Source organism: Streptomyces sp. NPDC044921 (assembly GCF_056432865.1).
Genome location: NZ_JBWKIF010000019.1, coordinates 12111 through 27137, shown reverse-complemented (window position 1 = coordinate 27137; position 15027 = coordinate 12111). Strand labels below are relative to the sequence as shown.

16 protein-coding genes and 2 tRNA genes are annotated in these 15027 nt (G+C 72.4%); 15 read left to right on the top strand and 3 right to left on the bottom strand.

The genetic code is table 11. The features are described 5' to 3' along the window. Positions 1-7 precede the first annotated feature (7 nt). The 5 genes from proB to AC07DA_RS26750 all read left to right on the top strand — a co-directional run bounded on the left by proB (position 8) and on the right by AC07DA_RS26750 (position 5097). Positions 8-1189, top strand: a complete 1182-nt coding sequence (proB, locus tag AC07DA_RS26770) for a glutamate 5-kinase (RefSeq protein WP_479130747.1) — start codon at positions 8-10, stop codon at positions 1187-1189. Between the two features lie 147 nt (positions 1190-1336). After that, positions 1337-1795, top strand: coding sequence for a hypothetical protein (locus AC07DA_RS26765; protein ID WP_479130842.1), 459 nt, complete (start codon positions 1337-1339; stop codon positions 1793-1795). Between the two features lie 106 nt (positions 1796-1901). Beyond that, complete coding sequence (locus AC07DA_RS26760) at positions 1902-3188, top strand: glutamate-5-semialdehyde dehydrogenase (protein WP_479130746.1); 1287 nt, start codon at positions 1902-1904, stop codon at positions 3186-3188. Positions 3189-3359: 171 nt separating this feature from the next. Beyond that, entirely contained in the window at positions 3360-3938 is a 579-nt protein-coding gene (locus tag AC07DA_RS26755) for an SCO2584 family spore wall biosynthesis protein (RefSeq protein ID WP_479130745.1), read from the top strand. Positions 3939-4026: 88 nt separating this feature from the next. Beyond that, positions 4027-5097 carry an SCO2583 family membrane protein gene (locus AC07DA_RS26750; RefSeq protein ID WP_479130744.1) on the top strand — a complete coding sequence of 357 codons (1071 nt, stop codon included), beginning with the start codon at positions 4027-4029 and terminating at the stop codon, positions 5095-5097. Positions 5098-5194: 97 nt separating this feature from the next. On the opposite strand, the gene AC07DA_RS26745 is transcribed toward AC07DA_RS26750, so the two are convergent. Beyond that, the gene (locus AC07DA_RS26745) at positions 5195-6331 is read right to left on the bottom strand and encodes a M48 family metallopeptidase (RefSeq protein WP_479130743.1); all 1137 of its coding nucleotides are present in this window, start codon (positions 6329-6331) and stop codon (positions 5195-5197) included. A 113-nt stretch (positions 6332-6444) separates the two neighbouring features. Between AC07DA_RS26745 and AC07DA_RS26740 the strand changes: the two genes are divergently transcribed. The 10 genes from AC07DA_RS26740 (at position 6445) to AC07DA_RS26695 (ending at position 11644) form a co-directional block, all read left to right on the top strand. Continuing rightward, positions 6445-6603, top strand: coding sequence for a hypothetical protein (locus tag AC07DA_RS26740; protein WP_094057639.1), 159 nt, complete (start codon positions 6445-6447; stop codon positions 6601-6603). Positions 6604-6752: 149 nt separating this feature from the next. After that, positions 6753-6917 (top strand): hypothetical protein, encoded by a 165-nt coding sequence (locus AC07DA_RS26735; RefSeq protein WP_479130742.1) that lies wholly within the window; start codon positions 6753-6755, stop codon positions 6915-6917. An 85-nt stretch (positions 6918-7002) separates the two neighbouring features. Continuing rightward, the gene (gene nadD, locus AC07DA_RS26730; protein WP_479130741.1) at positions 7003-7740 is read left to right on the top strand and encodes a nicotinate-nucleotide adenylyltransferase; all 738 of its coding nucleotides are present in this window, start codon (positions 7003-7005) and stop codon (positions 7738-7740) included. Positions 7741-7756: 16 nt separating this feature from the next. After that, on the top strand, positions 7757-9484 hold the full coding sequence (locus tag AC07DA_RS26725; protein WP_479130740.1) for an LCP family protein: 1728 nt from the start codon (positions 7757-7759) through the stop codon (positions 9482-9484). A gap of 104 nt (positions 9485-9588) precedes the next feature. Further along, entirely contained in the window at positions 9589-10035 is a 447-nt protein-coding gene (rsfS, locus tag AC07DA_RS26720) for a ribosome silencing factor (protein ID WP_094057635.1), read from the top strand. Further along, the gene (locus AC07DA_RS26715; RefSeq protein ID WP_479130841.1) at positions 10026-10697 is read left to right on the top strand and encodes a histidine phosphatase family protein; all 672 of its coding nucleotides are present in this window, start codon (positions 10026-10028) and stop codon (positions 10695-10697) included. Before rsfS ends, AC07DA_RS26715 begins: the two co-directional genes overlap by 10 nt. Positions 10698-10772: 75 nt before the next feature. Next, positions 10773-10845, top strand: a tRNA-Ala gene (locus AC07DA_RS26710). Positions 10846-11043: 198 nt separating this feature from the next. Continuing rightward, a complete protein-coding gene (locus tag AC07DA_RS26705; RefSeq protein ID WP_479130739.1) occupies positions 11044-11217 on the top strand; it encodes a hypothetical protein in 174 nt (57 codons plus the stop codon). Between the two features lie 3 nt (positions 11218-11220). Continuing rightward, the gene (locus AC07DA_RS26700) at positions 11221-11454 is read left to right on the top strand and encodes a hypothetical protein (RefSeq protein WP_006136074.1); all 234 of its coding nucleotides are present in this window, start codon (positions 11221-11223) and stop codon (positions 11452-11454) included. A gap of 117 nt (positions 11455-11571) precedes the next feature. After that, positions 11572-11644, top strand: a tRNA-Ala gene (locus AC07DA_RS26695). A gap of 106 nt (positions 11645-11750) precedes the next feature. Here AC07DA_RS26695 and AC07DA_RS26690 read toward each other — a convergent pair. Next, positions 11751-13364 carry an NADH-ubiquinone oxidoreductase-F iron-sulfur binding region domain-containing protein gene (locus AC07DA_RS26690; RefSeq protein WP_479130737.1) on the bottom strand — a complete coding sequence of 538 codons (1614 nt, stop codon included), beginning with the start codon at positions 13362-13364 and terminating at the stop codon, positions 11751-11753. Then, positions 13361-14623 (bottom strand): ferric reductase-like transmembrane domain-containing protein, encoded by a 1263-nt coding sequence (locus tag AC07DA_RS26685; RefSeq protein ID WP_479130736.1) that lies wholly within the window; start codon positions 14621-14623, stop codon positions 13361-13363. Before AC07DA_RS26685 ends, AC07DA_RS26690 begins: the two co-directional genes overlap by 4 nt. Positions 14624-15027: the final 404 nt, after the last annotated feature.

The window sequence follows — 15027 nt, the reverse complement described above, 5'->3', positions numbered from 1 at the left end:
CGGCGACGTGGCAGGGGCAAGGCAGGCCGTGGGCGAGGCCCGCAGGATCGTCGTCAAGGTCGGGTCCTCCTCGCTGACCACCGCCTCGGGCGGCCTGGACGCGGACCGCGTGGACGCGCTGGTCGACGTGCTCGCCAAGGTACGAAACCAGGGGGCGGCCCGTAGGGCCTCGGTTGAGGGTGGTGGCGGGAGACGGGAGGGCGGCGGGGAGCGCGAGATCGTCCTGGTCTCCTCGGGCGCCATCGCCGCCGGCCTCGCCCCGCTCGGCCTGCGCCGCCGCCCCAAGGACCTCGCCCGCCAGCAGGCCGCCGCCAGCGTCGGCCAGGGCCTGCTGGTCGCCCGCTACACCGCCTCCTTCGCCCGCTACGGCGTCCGCGTCGGCCAGGTGCTGCTGACCAGCGACGACATGAGCCGCCGCGCGCACCACCGCAACGCCTCGCGCACCCTCGACAAGCTGCTCGCGATGGGCGCCTTCCCGATCGTCAACGAGAACGACACCGTCGCCACCGACGAGATCCGTTTCGGCGACAACGACCGCCTGGCCGCCCTGGTCGCCCATCTCGTCCACGCCGACCTGCTGGTCCTGCTCTCCGACGTGGACGGCGTCTACGACGGCGATCCCGGCAGGCCCGGCACCTCCCGCATCGCCGAGGTGCGCGACCCCGCCGACCTCGCCCACGTCGAGATCGGCAGCGCGGGCAAGGCCGGCGTCGGCACCGGCGGCATGGTGACCAAGGTGGAGGCCGCCCGGATCGCGGCCGCCGCCGGCGTGCCCGTCGTCCTCACCAGCGCCGTCCACGCCGCCGACGCCCTGACCGGCCAGGACACCGGCACCTTCTTCCACCCCACCGGCCGGCGCTCCGCCGACCGGCTGCTGTGGCTCCAGCACGCCTCCACCCCGCAGGGCGCCCTGACCCTCGACGACGGCGCCGTCCAGGCGGTCGTGGAGCGCCGCAAGTCGCTGCTGCCGGCCGGCATCGCCGCCGTCGAGGGCGACTTCGCCGCCGGCGACCCGGTCGAGCTGCGGGACGGCACCGGGCACGCGGTCGCCCGCGGGCTGGTCAACTTCGACGCCAAGGAGATCCCGCGGCTGATCGGCCGCTCCACCCGGGAACTCGCCCGCGAACTCGGACCCGCCTACGAACGCGAGGTCGTACACAGGGACGACCTGGTGGTCCTGCACCCGTAATGTGTCGAAACGTCCGCCCCCGGTGGTGGACGTTCCGCAAAACCGCCACGCAAACCCTTGCGGCCTGCTCAACTTTGTCTCGGGGGAACTGTTCCGCAGCAGCGCCACAAGCGGCGCCACTGAGCGAAGGAGGCCGTCGTGAGACGAGTGCGCCCTGGGACGCCGGCGTCCCGTGGTGGTACCGGCTCCCGCGCGGCCGGTGAGGAGCGCGCCCTGGCCAGTGTGGCGGCCGGAGACCGGTTCGGCGGCGAGGAACCCGCCGACATCCCGCGCCTGTGGCACGTCACGCTCAGCGTCTCCGGCAAGGAGGCCCCGCTGCCCGAGGTCCGGCGCGCCCTGGAGCAGCTCGCCCACGACCACCCCTTCCTGCTGACCAGCCGCTACGCCGTCGACCACGCCGAGATCCGGTACTGGGAGGAGGCCCGCGACCTGCACGACGCGGCCGCCGTCGCGCTGCGGCTGTGGGGCGAGCACCGCCAGACCGCCGGACTGCCGCCCTGGGAGATCGTCGGCCTGGAGGTCATCGACCGCGCGACCTACCACCAGCGCATCGCCGAAGGGTACGGACCGCCCCCGGCCTCGCCCGTCGGGGTCCACCCCTTCTGACCCGGCCCCGGGAGACCCGCCCGGACCGCCCGGGGGAGTCTCGCGGAGTGTCTCGGGGTGTGGAACAGACGAGGAACGCCGCCGCCCGGCGCACTACCCTTCCCTCATGACCACGCTCTCGCCGTACGACTCCATGTCCCCGGTCACCGAGGCCGCCTACCGCGCCAAGGCCGCCGCCGCGAGCCTCGCGCCTCTGCCGCGGGCCGAGAAGGACGACGCGCTGCTCGCCATCGCGGACGCGCTGGAGGTCCGCACGAGCGAGATCGTCGAGGCCAACGCCGAGGACGTCGCCAAGGCCCGCGAGGCCGGCACCAGCGAGGGCATGATCGACCGGCTCACGCTCACCCCCGAGCGGGTCCGCGCCATCGCCTCCGACGTGCGCGACGTCGCCGCCCTGCCCGACCCGGTCGGCGAGGTCGTCCGCGGCTCCACGCTGCCCAACGGCATCGACCTGCGCCAGGTCCGCGTCCCGCTCGGCGTCGTCGGCATCATCTACGAGGGCCGCCCGAACGTCACCGTGGACGCCGCCGCCCTCTGCCTGAAGTCCGGCAACGCCGTCCTGCTGCGCGGCTCCTCCTCGGCGTACCAGTCCAACACCGCCCTCGTGCGCGTCCTGCGCGACGCCGTGGGCGGGGCCGGGCTGCCCGCCGACGCCATCCAGCTCGTCCCCGGCGAGAGCCGCGACAGCGTGCGCGAGCTGATGCGCGCCCGGGGCCTGGTCGACGTGCTCATCCCGCGCGGCGGCGCCTCCCTGATCAACACGGTCGTCCAGGAGTCCGTCGTCCCCGTCATCGAGACCGGCACCGGCAACTGCCACGTCTACGTCGACGCGCAGGCCGACCTCGACACGGCCGTGGAGATCCTGATCAACTCCAAGGCCCAGCGGGTCGGCGTCTGCAACGCCGCCGAGACGCTCCTGGTCCACCAGGACATCGCCGCCGACTTCCTGCCCCGCGCCCTGGACGCCCTCGCGGAGGCCGGCGTCACCGTCCACGCCGACGAGCGCGTACAGGCCTACGCCAAGGACTCCAAGGCCACCGTCGTCGAGGCCACGGCCGAGGACTGGGAGACCGAGTACCTGTCGCACGACATCGCCGCCGCCGTGGTCGACTCGCTGGACAAGGCCGTCGAGCACATCCGGCTGTGGACGTCCGGCCACACCGAGGCCATCGTGACGACCTCCCAGCAGGCGGCCCGCCGCTTCACCCAGCTGGTCGATTCCACGACCGTCGCCGTCAACGCCTCCACCCGCTTCACCGACGGCGGCCAGTTCGGCTTCGGCGCGGAGATCGGCATCTCCACGCAGAAGCTGCACGCCCGCGGCCCCATGGGCCTGCCGGAGCTGACCAGCACGAAATACATCGTGACCGGGGACGGGCACGTCCGCCGCTGACCGCCCGCCCGAGCGCCCGGGACACCCGGACGGCGGAGCGGGCGCAGGCGCGTGCGGCAGGGGCGGACCGCCGGATCGTGCGCCGTGCGCGGCCCCGTGAAGCCGTCTCGACCGGCGGACGAATTTCCATACCGTCTGCCCAAAATGACCCCCCAGGTCTACTCTGGAACGGTGCCGGAGGACGTGGGGGGCACGCCGTTTCCGGACGGCCGGGAGCCCGACGACGACCACGACCGCGGGGTGTCGGACGAAGAGTTCGCCTCCGTGGTCTTCGACGAGGCCTTCGTACGTGCGGCCGCGGTGCACGAGCCGACCGCCGTCGAACGCCTCCTTGCCGCCGCGCAGGCCAGAGCCGAGGCCTCCGAGGCGGAGGCCGCCCGCCGCGCCCACCTCAGAGGCGAGCGGTACGACGACGGGTACGGCCCGGACGGCCCCCGCGGCTACGGCCGTGATCCGGACCTGGACGACCTGGACGAGCCCGACCTCCTGGAGGACCACTACGGCGACACGGGGCCGTACTCCAAGCAGGTGCGCTGGCACCGCCCGGTCGCCTGGCTGCTCGCCCTGGTGATGGGGATCGGCATGGTCGCGCTCGCCTTCACGGCGGTCTACCGCGGGGCCTCCTCGAACCGCGAGGGCCCCGTGCCGCCGCCCGCCTCGACCGGGCCGGAACAGGGCGGCGGGGTGGCTCCCTCGGCTTCCGCCGACTACTCCCAGCCGGCCGTCTCGGTGATCCCGCGCACCCCCTGACCGGAAGCCGCCGCCCTGGTGAGAACATGTCAGAACTTGTGGAGTAGCCCGGCGTTTACCCGGGGCCGCGGCGACCTACCCTGAAGATATGGGCGGGCCTGGAGACCCACCCGAGGGGACACCCGAGGGCGCTCCCGGAGGTGGCGAGGACGAGTACCGATCCGTCGTCTTCGACGAGTCGTTCGTCCGTGCTGCCCGCCTCCAGGAGTACTCCGCGCAGGAGCGCATGGCCGACCACGCGCCCGCCGTACGCCGCCGCCCGCCCCTGCGCCGGGGCCTGTCCCGGCAGGCACTGATCCTGGTCCTGCTGATCACCCTCGCCTTCGGCACCGCGATCTACATGGGAGTGCGCCACCCCTACCAGACCCCCGCCGCCCGTGAGCCGGCCGAACCGCTGCGCATGACCGTCATCCCGCTCGCCCCCGAGGGCAGGGTGCCCGGCGCGGGCGACACGGCGTTCCTGTACGCGCACAGCCCCGCCGCGCAGTTCAAGACCGGCGCGGAGGGCGTGCCGCTGCCCCCCTCGCGGCGCACCGCGCACTTCTCGGACAGCCAGGTCGTGACCGCGCTGTCCACGGCCAAGGACTACGTCGTCCGGTCCGCCCTCGACCCGGAGGTGATCACGGGCGGCGAGATCCGCGCCGTGCGGGTCCTGCTCGACCCCGACCAGCTGGACCAGTTCGACCAGAGCTTCACCCGCCCCACCGCGGACGGACGCCACGCGCCCACCGGCTGGCTGGTCCGCTTCGACCCCACCCGGGCCGAGCTGGCCGACCGGCGGGTGCGCGTCCAGGGCACACTCCAGGCCGCCGAGGCCGACGCGTCCACCCTGGAGGTCACCGCCGATCACACGTTCGTGTACGCGCTGCGGCCCGCCGGGGCCGGAGCCGGGGCCGAGGTGTCCCTGTTCACCGTCCGGCGCGAGCTGCAGTTCCGCTTCGACCGCGACGACCTGCGCCTGCACCAGGCCCAGCTGGTCGTCTCCTACGTCCAGGCCGGGCCGCTGTCCTGTGCCGAGGACTCCACGCACCACCTCCGCCCCCTCCTCGCCGGCCAGACCGCCAAGGAGGGCGGCCCCGCCGGCACCGACCCCTATGCGACGGGCAGCGCCACGGCCCTGTGCGGCTCCCTGGCGACGAGCGCGCAGCCGAAGGTGTGAGGAGCGGGTCCCCGGCTCCTGCGAAGGGCACGCGGACCCCCTGCGGCCCCGGTGGCCCCGGTGAGCCCCCCAGCCTTCCCGGTCCGGGTGGGACGGGTCACCGGTCGTCGCGCGGCGGCCGGTCCTCCCCCGGGGTGTCCGGCCCGTCCGCCGCCGGACCGCCCCCGGGCGGCTTCGGGGAGGAGCCCGTGAAGCCGCCGAAGCCCCGGCGCACCCGGTCTCCCAGGTCGCCGGCGCCGCCGGCGAGGTCCGTGACCAGCTTCATCAGCGGGTCCTTCGAGTTCTTCGCCTGCGTGCCGTAATGGTTCGCCGACTCGCGCCAGGAGTCCCGCACCGAGGTGTCCTTGTCCTCCTCGCGCCGCGGGTAGTGGCCGTCCATGATGCGCTGGTAGTCCCGCGACTCGGCCCACTTCTTCAGCTCGGCCGCCCGGACGGTCGTGAACGGGTGGGAGCGGGGCAGCACGTTCAGGATCTTCAGCACCGAATCGCGCAGGTCGCCGCCCGCCTCGTACTCCTCGGCCTGGGCGAGGAACGCGTCCACGTTCATCTCGTGCAGGTGGTTGCCACCGGCGATCTTCATCAGCCCCCGCATGGACGCCCGCAGGTCCTGCCCGACCAGCAGTCCCGCCCGGTCCGCGGACAGCTCCGACTTGCGGAACCACTCCCGCAGCCCGGTGACGATCGCCATGACCGCGAGGTTGCCCAGCGGGATCCAGGCCACCCGGACGGCCAGGCTGGTCAGGAACAGCAGGACGGTGCGGTACACCGAGTGGCCGGACAGCGCGTGCCCCACCTCGTGGCCGACGACCGCCCGCATCTCCTCCTCGTCGAGCAGCTCCACCAGGCCCGTCGTCACGACGATGATCGGCTCGTCCAGGCCGATGCACATCGCGTTGGGCTGCGGGTCCTGGGTCACGTACATCGGCGGGACCTTCTCCAGGTCCAGGATGTAGCAGGCGTCGCGCAGCATCACGTACAGGTGCGAGAACTGCTGGTCCGAGACCCGTACCGAGTCGGACAGGAACAGCAGCCGCAGACTGCGCTCGGGGAGCAGGCCGCTGAGCGCCTTGAACACCGTGTCGAAACCGCTCAGCTTGCGCAGCGCCACCAGGGCGGAGCGGTCGGCCGGGTGCTCGTACGTCCGCGAGGAGATCCCGGGGAAGCGCCTGCGCTGCCGGCTCGGTACGTGCTCGTGCCCGTCCTGGTCGTGGCCGTCGGACATGTCTTCCCCCATGTGCGTCTGGGTGGCCTTTGCGGCCCCTTGTGCGGCCCTTTGCTTCCCCGAGGCTGGGGCCAGCCTAGGCGGAGTTACGGTGGTCGGGCAGTACAGCGAAGGGAACCACCGTCATGGAGCACCACCCCGCCGCCTGGCTCGCCGAGGCCGCGAGCGCCGCAGACCGGCAAGGGGGGCCGGGGATCCTCCGGATCGTCCTGCTCGTGATGATCGTGGGCTGTGCGGTGACCGCGTGGTTCCTGCTGCGCGGCTACAGACGGAAGGACGACTGAGGCAGCGCGAAGGTTCCCCGGGCGCGCTCCCGGGCCCCGGGTGGCTCCCGCGGGGCGAACAGGCGGAGTCGGGGTGATCGCGGCGGAGGCGCCCGCTTACGATGAGCCGACGTCTTTATCCCGCCCACACGCGATAGGTCCTGCCGAAGATGAGCTTCCACAGCACCGCTGCCCAGTTGGTCACCCTCGCCGCCGAGGGCGGGGAACACGCCGGAAACCACGAGAGCCTCAGCCCTTACCTCACCGGTGGCGCCGCCCTCTTCATCCTGCTGCTCCTGCTGTGGATCACCACCCGCTTCAACCGCGACCGCTGAGCCCGGCGGGGCACCCCGCGCGGGATGCCCCGGGGACCACGGGGGCGGCCGGAGCCCTCGGGCGGGGCCGGTAGGGTCTGCACGCATGGGAGAGCAGGACATGCCTACCGGTCCGGCGAACGAGACGCCGCACGACCCGGCACCGGACACGGCGAGCGGCGCCGAGCGACACTCGGCGCCCCGCCGTGCCGCCGCCCGCCAGATCGACGGCCCCGGCAAGAGCCCGTCGGAGCCGGGCAAGCGCCGCCTGGGCGTCATGGGCGGCACCTTCGACCCGATCCACCACGGGCACCTGGTGGCCGCCAGTGAGGTCGCCGCGGCGTTCCACCTCGACGAGGTGGTCTTCGTGCCGACCGGCCAGCCCTGGCAGAAGAGCCACCGCAGCGTCTCCCCGGCCGAGGACCGTTACCTCATGACGGTCATCGCGACCGCCGAGAACCCGCAGTTCTCCGTCAGCCGCATCGACATCGACCGCGGCGGCCCCACCTACACCGTGGACACCCTGCGCGACCTGCGCGCGCTCAACCCCGACACGGACCTGTTCTTCATCACCGGCGCCGACGCCCTCGCCCAGATCCTCACCTGGCGGGACTCCGCGGAGCTGTTCTCCCTCGCGCACTTCATCGGGGTGACCCGGCCCGGCCACCACCTCGACGACACCGGACTTCCCGAGGGCGGCGTCTCGCTCGTGGAGGTCCCCGCCCTGGCCATCTCCTCCACCGACTGCCGTGCGAGAGTCGCCAAGGGCGACCCCATCTGGTACCTGGTGCCGGACGGAGTCGTGCGCTATATCGACAAGCGCGAGCTGTACCGCGGCGAGTGAGCCGAGAGGGGCACCGGTGAACGACCGATACGACGCGGGGGCCGCGGGCTACGGCGCCGACGCGTACGAGCTCGTCGGCTACGACGAGTACGGACAGCCGGTCTACCGGCAGGTCCAGACCCAGCAGACCCAGCAGCAGGCCTACGACCCGTACGCCCAGCAGCACCAGCAGGGATACGGCTACGACCCCTACGCCACGGGCGGGCAGCAGCAGCCGCCCGCGTACGACTACGGGGCCGGGCAGCAGCAGCCCACCGCCCCGTACGGCTACGACCCGTACGCCTCCGGGCCCCACCAGGGCGGCCAGGCGCAGGGCACTGCCCACGACTCCTACGGGCAGGCCCCGGCGGGCGGCACGGCCGGGCAGGCGCGGGTCGCCGAGCAGACCTCCCCGCAGACGGCGCACATCCCGCAGCAGGCCGGTCCCGCCGCCGGGGAGCGGGACGCCGACCGGGACGACCCCGACCGGGAGTACCACACCGAGCAGTTCGCCTTCGTCGAGGAACCGGACGACAACTCCGAAGACGTCATCGACTGGCTGAAGTTCACCGAGAACCGCACCGAGCGCCGTGAGGAGGCCCGGCGCCGCGCCCGCAGCCGGATCGTCGCCCTGGCCGTCGTCCTCGCGCTCGTGGCGGCCGGCGGCGTCGGCTACCTCTGGTACGCGGGGAAGCTGCCCGGCCTGTCCTCCGACGGCTCCGGCACGGGCACCACCACCGCCGCCGGCGCCCAGAAGCGGGACGTCATCGTCGTCCACCTGCACGACACCAAGGGCGGCGGCACCGCCACGGCCCTCCTCGTCGACAACACCACCACCAAGCGCGGCACCACCGTGCTGCTGCCCAACTCGCTCGCCCTGACCAGCGACGACGGCACGACGACGACCCTCGCCAAGTCGGTCGAGGACGACGGCTCCGACGGCACCCGCGCCGCGCTCGACTCGGTCCTCGGCACCGACATCCAGGGCACCTGGCGTCTGGACACCCCCTACCTGCAGAACCTCGTCGACCTCGTCGGCAACATCGACGTCGACACGAACACGGACGTTCCCGACCCCGCCGCCAGGAAGAAGGGCGAGGCCCCCCTGGTCAACAAGGGCAGCGACCAGACGCTCAGCGGCAAGATGGCCGTCGCCTACGCCACCTACCGCGCCCCGGGCGAGAGCCAGAACGCCCAGCTGGAGCGGTTCGGGCAGGTCATGCAGGGCGTGCTGCGCAAGCTGTCGTCCGACCCGGGGGCCGCGACCACCACCATCCAGACCCTGGCGCAGATCCTCGACCCGTCCCTGACGGACAGGGACCTCGGCACCTTCCTGGCCGGGCTCTCCGACCTCGCCAAGGGCGGCGACTACCGGACGGACCTGCTGCCGGTGCGAAGCGACGGCACGCTCAGCGCCCAGACCGGCGCCGGGATCGTGCGCGACGTCCTCGGCGGCACCGCCAAGAGCCCCGACAAGGACGCCGCCGTCAGCGTCTCCGTCCAGAACGCCACCGGCGCCAGGGACAACACCGAGAAGGCCCGCGTGGTCCTCCTCAACGGCGGCTTCACGTTCCTGGACGGCGGCACGGCGGACGCCCGGTCCGCCTCGAAGGTCGTCTACGCCGACGCCGCCGGCAAGACGAACGCCACCGAGGTCGCCAAGACCCTCGGCCTGCCCGCGAGCTCCGTCGCCCAGGGCACGGTCCCGGCGAGCGCCGACGTCGCGGTGGTCCTCGGCCAGGACTACGAGCCCTCCTCCGGCTAGGCGCCGGAAGCCCGTCCCCCACGTGATCCCCGTCATCGCGTGGGGGGCGCACGGCGGTCCGTGAGACCCTTGAGGACAAACGACCGCCGACCGAAAGCCTCGTAGTGACCGTGACCGACCGCTCCCAGGAGCTCATCACCACCGCCGCCCAGGCGGCCGCCGACAAGCTGGCGCACGACATCGTCGCCTACGACGTCAGTGACGTGCTGTCCATCACGGACGCCTTCCTGCTGGCCTCCGCGCCCAACGACCGCCAGGTCAAGTCGATCGTCGACGAGATCGAGGAGCGCCTGCAGAAGGAGCTCGGCGCGAAGCCCGTGCGCCGCGAGGGCGACCGCGACGCCCGCTGGATCCTGCTCGACTACGTCGACATCGTCGTCCACGTCCAGCACAGCGAGGAGCGCGTCTTCTACGCCCTGGAGCGGCTGTGGAAGGACTGCCCCGAGCTCGACCTGCCCGAGGACGCCAAGGCCACGCGCGGCAAGGCCGAGGAGCACGCCAAGCTCCAGGCGGCCGAGGAGGCGGCGGAGCTGGACGGAGACTGGCGGTGAACGCCTTCAGCGAGGCCGCCGCGCCGGGCCGGGGCCGCCGCATCATCCTGTGGCGGCACGGCCAGACCTCGTGGAACGTGGAGCGCCGCTTCCAGGGCACCACGGACGTCGAACTCACCGAGACCGGTGTCGCCCAGGCCCGCCGCGCCGCCCGGCTGCTGGTGGCGCTGAAGCCGGACGCGATCATCGCCTCCGATCTCCAGCGGGCCGCGCGCACGGCCGCCGAGCTCGCCGCCCTCACCGGCCTCGACGTCACCCACGACGAGGCCCTGCGGGAGACCTACGCGGGCGTCTGGCAGGGCCTGACGCACGAGGAGATCATCGCCCGGCACGGCGAGGAGTACGCCGCCTGGAAGCGCGGCGAGCCCGTGCGCCGCGGCGGTGGCGAACTGGAGACCGAGGTGGCCGACCGCGCCGCCCCCGTGGTGCTCCGGCACGCCGAGAAGCTCCCCGAGGACGGCACGCTCGTCGTGGTCAGCCACGGCGGCACCATCCGCACCACCATCGGCCGGCTGCTCGGCCTGCAGCCGCACAACTGGGAGAGCCTCGGCGGACTCTCCAACTGCTGCTGGTCCGTGCTCGGCGAAGGCGCCCGCGGCTGGCGGCTGCTGGAGCACAACGCCGGCACGCTGCCGGAACCGGTGCTGGGCGACGACGACTGACCCCGGATTTCACTTTCCGGCAGGTCGCAGGCTAAAGTTCTTCTTGTTCGCCCGGCCCGCCGGGAAGGAACAAGAGGGGCTATAGCTCAGTTGGTAGAGCGCCTGCATGGCATGCAGGAGGTCAGGAGTTCAATTCTCCTTAGCTCCACGTCAAGATCCCGTTCCCGTCAGGGGGCGGGATTTTTCGTGCCCGGGGTTGAGTCACCCGGCCCGCTGAGGCGTATACCTCTACGGTCGCGACGTGTGCCGTGTCCGGACTGGTACTGAGGCGTCGCTGACCGTATTGGCCCGGCCGTGGCAGAATCAAACGGCCGGAAGGGGGCGCGGCCCGACGGGAGGAGCACCGATGCCTGCGAGCATCCTCGAGGAGGTCGACCACCTCCTCGGAGCAGCGTTGACACGGGACATGTCCACCCGCCTCAACTGCCCTTCCTGCGGATCCGCGCACGTGGCCCAGATGCTCGGCGACAACGGCGGCATCTCCTACGTGTGCACGGCCTGCGGCCACAGCTGGAGCTGATCGATGGGTGCCCACAGGCGGAAGTGCGACTGGTGCGGCAGCGGGACTCCGATCGTCCGTGACATGGAGCCGATCAATCCCGACTACCAGTACTGGTGCGAGGAGTGCGCGCGGGCGCTGATCATAAAAGGCGACCCGATCGAGACGTACCGCGAGCTGGAGGGAGAGCCGATCTACGGCCGGCTCCTGGAGGAGCACTGCACGCTCAAGCGGTTCTACTCGTTCGTGACGGCCTGAGACGCGCGGCCCGGCGAAAAGGTCATATCGGGCACCGCGAAACCGATTTGGCGTTGGGCCCGCAGGACCAGTAATGTTGGCGTCGCCGCCGGGGAGACCCGGAGGGCGACACCGCAAGGGGCTATAGCTCAGTTGGTAGAGCGCCTGCATGGCATGCAGGAGGTCAGGAGTTCAATTCTCCTTAGCTCCACAGCAGATGAGAAGGCGGGCCATCCGATCCGGATGGCCCGCCTTCTTGTCGTGCGCGGGGACGCGTACGGCGGGCTCCCCCGGGGGGAAGCCCGCCGTACGCCCGCTCAGCGGCCGAGGGCGCGGCGGCCGCGGCCCTGGGAGAGCACCGGGAGGTTGCGGGAGGGGGCGCCCTGCCCGCGGGTGTCCTCCTCGATGCGCAGGGCCAGGGCGGGGCAGCGGCGCACCGCCCGCAGCGCCTTGGCCTCGGCGTACCGCGGCACCTGCGCCTGGGCCACCGTCGGGAAGCCGTCGGCGCCCAGCTGGAACACCTCGGGGAGGATGTCCGCGCACAGGCCGTGGCCCCGGCACAGCGTCCAGTCGACGTAGATCTTCTGCCGGCTCGGGCCGTTCTCCTCCGACTCGCCGCCGCCCGGGATGCCCGTCGGGGCCCTGCCGCCCTCGAAGAGCGGCAGGACGCCCTCCACGCGCCGTCCGCAGCCGTTGCCGAGGACGTGGGCCGCCAGGTCGTCCGTGAACGCCTTGATGGTCGACTCCAGGAACATCGCGGAGCCGTCCGGGTGGGAGCAGGCGCCGCGCCGCTTGACGTTCTTGGCGACCTGCTTGAGCGCCTCCAGGGCGGCCGGTCCGCCGCCGTTGAGGATGTCCTCCATGCCGCGCGCGGCGGCCGGCAGGCCGAGGTAGCAGGGGCCGCACTGGCCCGCGCTCTCCTCGGCCAGCCACTGGGCGACCCGCAGCGACTCGCCCAGCGGGCAGGTGTCCTGACTGATCGGCAGGATCGCGCCGGCGCCCAGGGAACCGCCCACCGCGTCCAGGGAGTTGCGGGAGACGATCGCCTCGTTGACCGTGGCCGCGTCGATCCACTTGCCGTGGTAGCCGCCGGTGAGCACGCCCTGCGGGACCGGCGGCGCGCCGGCCAACTGCAGCACGTAGCGCAGCGGCACGCCCGTGGGGACCTCGATCACCATCGGCCGCGCGACAGCGCCGGAGACCGTGAGCATGACCGTGCCCGGCTCGTCGTACAGGCCGGTGTTGCCGTAGCGCTCCGGGCCGATGCGGGCGGCGATCGCCAGCTGGGCGAAGGTCTCGGCGTTGGACAGCAGGGTGGGCGCGCCGCCGACGCCGTTCTGCGAGGCGCTGACCTTGCGGCCGGGCGGGATGGCCGGGCCGCCGTCGATCGAGCGGATCAGGGAGGCGGCGGCGCCGGTGACCATGCGCACCGGGTTGCGCTGCACACGGGCCCGCAGGGCGGAGCGGCGGCCGTTGCTCAGGCCGCGTTCGGCGAGCGCGGCCTCCATGGAGCGCTGGGTGGACTCCCGCGTGACCCCCACCACGAGCGTGCGGGCACCCAGGGCCTCGGCGCACAGCAGCGCCCCGTCCAGGATGAGGTGCGGGGCACGGTTGATCAGCACCGTGTCCTTGCGGCAGGCCGGTTCGTCCTCGCTGCCGTTGACGACGACGACCGGCCGGACGCCGCGCTTGATCGCCGCTTCGGCGACCGAACGCAGCTTCTTGTGGAAGGGGAAGCCCGCGCCGCCGCGGCCCCTCAGGTTGATGCGTTCGGCGAGTTGCGCGAGCTGCTCGCCGCCCATCGGCTCGAGCGGCCCGTGCACCTTCAGGTGCATGGGCAGATCGAGCCGATCGACAAGGTCGAAGCCCGACGTGAGCTGGGGAAGACCGACCACGCGGACTTCGGGTACGTCGGGCAGGGCCTCGTTCACTTAAAGCCTCCGGAAGGCGTGTTCCAAGGTTCGCCCGATCCCGGTGCGTCGAAGTCGTAGGACGCACCGGGCAGTGTTTCAGTGGCGGGACCGCTGTTGTACGTGTCGTTCGGGTAGTACGTGTCGCGGACGGCGTTCGTCTCACCCGTGTCGTACACGTCACTCGATCCGTAGCCGGAGGCGCCTGGATTGCCATAGGCCGGGATGCTTTGCCCGGTGTCCCGCAGGGGGTCGTAGGGCGGGATGTTGAAGCCGGTGTCCTGGAGCGGGTCGTAGGCCGACGGCGGGGCCTCGCCGACCGGGGGCGGGGACGGGATCGGCCAGTTGCCGGAGGTGCTGGAGGGGCCGTCCACGGCCGGGATGGCCTCGGTCGGCTGCAGGTCGAGCGGCAGTTCCATGCTGGTGGTCGGCCCCGGCGCGTAGGCCTGGTCCATCGGGGGTCCCGAGACGGCCCGGTAGGCCGCGGCGAAGCCGCTGGTGGACTCCTGCGGCGAGGGGCGCTCGGCCCGCTCGTACCGCGGCCCGGACGCGGTCGCCGCCGCTCCGGCACGGGCCTCGCGGCCCTCGTAGCCGGGCAGCGCGGAGCCGGTTCCCGCCCGGGCGCGGCTCTCCTCCAGGTCGCGGCGGCCCAGGCCCTCGCCGGGGCCGATGAGCGCGGCGACCCGGTCGGCGACCTTGCGCTTGACCGGGCGGGGGGCGGCGCGCAGGGCCAGGGCGGCGGCCACGCCGACCAGGGACAGGCCGTACAGGATGACGAAGATCGGCTTGGCCGCGCGACCCGCGTAGAGCCCGTGCACCAGGGCGGCGCACCAGGCCGGGTAGGCCAGCATGTGCATGGCGCGCCAGCGGGCCGCGACCGGCGCGGGGGAGGCGAAGCGGTTGCGGAGCACGCCGGTGACGCCCACGAAGATCATGAGCATGCCCGCCAGGGTGCCCAGGCCGATCAGGAACGACCTGCCCCCGACCAGTTCCTCGTCGGTGAACACCAGGCCGAAGGGGATGACCGCGGCGATCCACGACGTGTGCGACAGCGCCAGCTTCACGCCGATGTGCACCAGCAGGAAGACGATCGAGGCGACGGCCGTGGTCCGGTGCACGGCCTGCGCCAGGATGCGCCGGCGCGCGTCGAGCAGGATCCGGTCCTGGGCGACCAGGCCCCAGATCACCGAGCAGGTCAGGCACACGAGGGACAGCACACCCGCGCCGAAGTTCAGGAACTCGGCGAAGGAGTCGTCTGCCGTGGAGTCGTGGGGGTTCACGACCTGCCTCCCCACGTCCCGGCGACCGGGGGGAGTGAGGGGGTACTGCGATGAGGGTTCATGGGGGCAACTCCGAGCGGTTCGGGAAAGCGGTCCCGCTGCCGCACTCTAAGCGGAGCCATACCGATGGGTAGGAGGTTTGAGTTATTGCGTTGTTATCAAAGGACAATGTGGTTGTTGTGATGTCCCTTAGCGGCTGTTACGCGAAGTAACTCTTGACCTTGGTTCAGCTTTCGAGTGGCGTCGAACGCCGAGAGGCGTCGAGGGGGCCCGTCCACAGCGCGTCGCGGCGCGCTGGGGGCCTGCGGTACCCTAACGCCATGCGTGCCGTACGCCTTCTGCTTAGCGGGCCGCGCTGATCAGTCCCGGCCACCGGACGAGTCGAGTGGCCGGAATCGGCGCGG

Excerpts from the sequence above, each read along its gene's own strand:
- AC07DA_RS26760 (WP_479130746.1), top strand. The coding sequence starts at position 1,902 with ATGACCACGCTCTCGCCGTACGACTCCATGTCCCCGGTCACCGAGGCC.
- AC07DA_RS26705 (WP_479130739.1), top strand. The coding sequence starts at position 11,044 with ATGCCTGCGAGCATCCTCGAGGAGGTCGACCACCTCCTCGGAGCAGCG.
- AC07DA_RS26735 (WP_479130742.1), top strand. The coding sequence starts at position 6,753 with ATGAGCTTCCACAGCACCGCTGCCCAGTTGGTCACCCTCGCCGCCGAG.
- AC07DA_RS26740 (WP_094057639.1), top strand. The coding sequence starts at position 6,445 with ATGGAGCACCACCCCGCCGCCTGGCTCGCCGAGGCCGCGAGCGCCGCA.
- nadD (WP_479130741.1), top strand. The coding sequence starts at position 7,003 with ATGGGAGAGCAGGACATGCCTACCGGTCCGGCGAACGAGACGCCGCAC.
- AC07DA_RS26745 (WP_479130743.1), bottom strand. The coding sequence starts at position 6,331 with ATGGGGGAAGACATGTCCGACGGCCACGACCAGGACGGGCACGAGCAC.
- AC07DA_RS26750 (WP_479130744.1), top strand. The coding sequence starts at position 4,027 with ATGGGCGGGCCTGGAGACCCACCCGAGGGGACACCCGAGGGCGCTCCC.
- AC07DA_RS26700 (WP_006136074.1), top strand. The coding sequence starts at position 11,221 with ATGGGTGCCCACAGGCGGAAGTGCGACTGGTGCGGCAGCGGGACTCCG.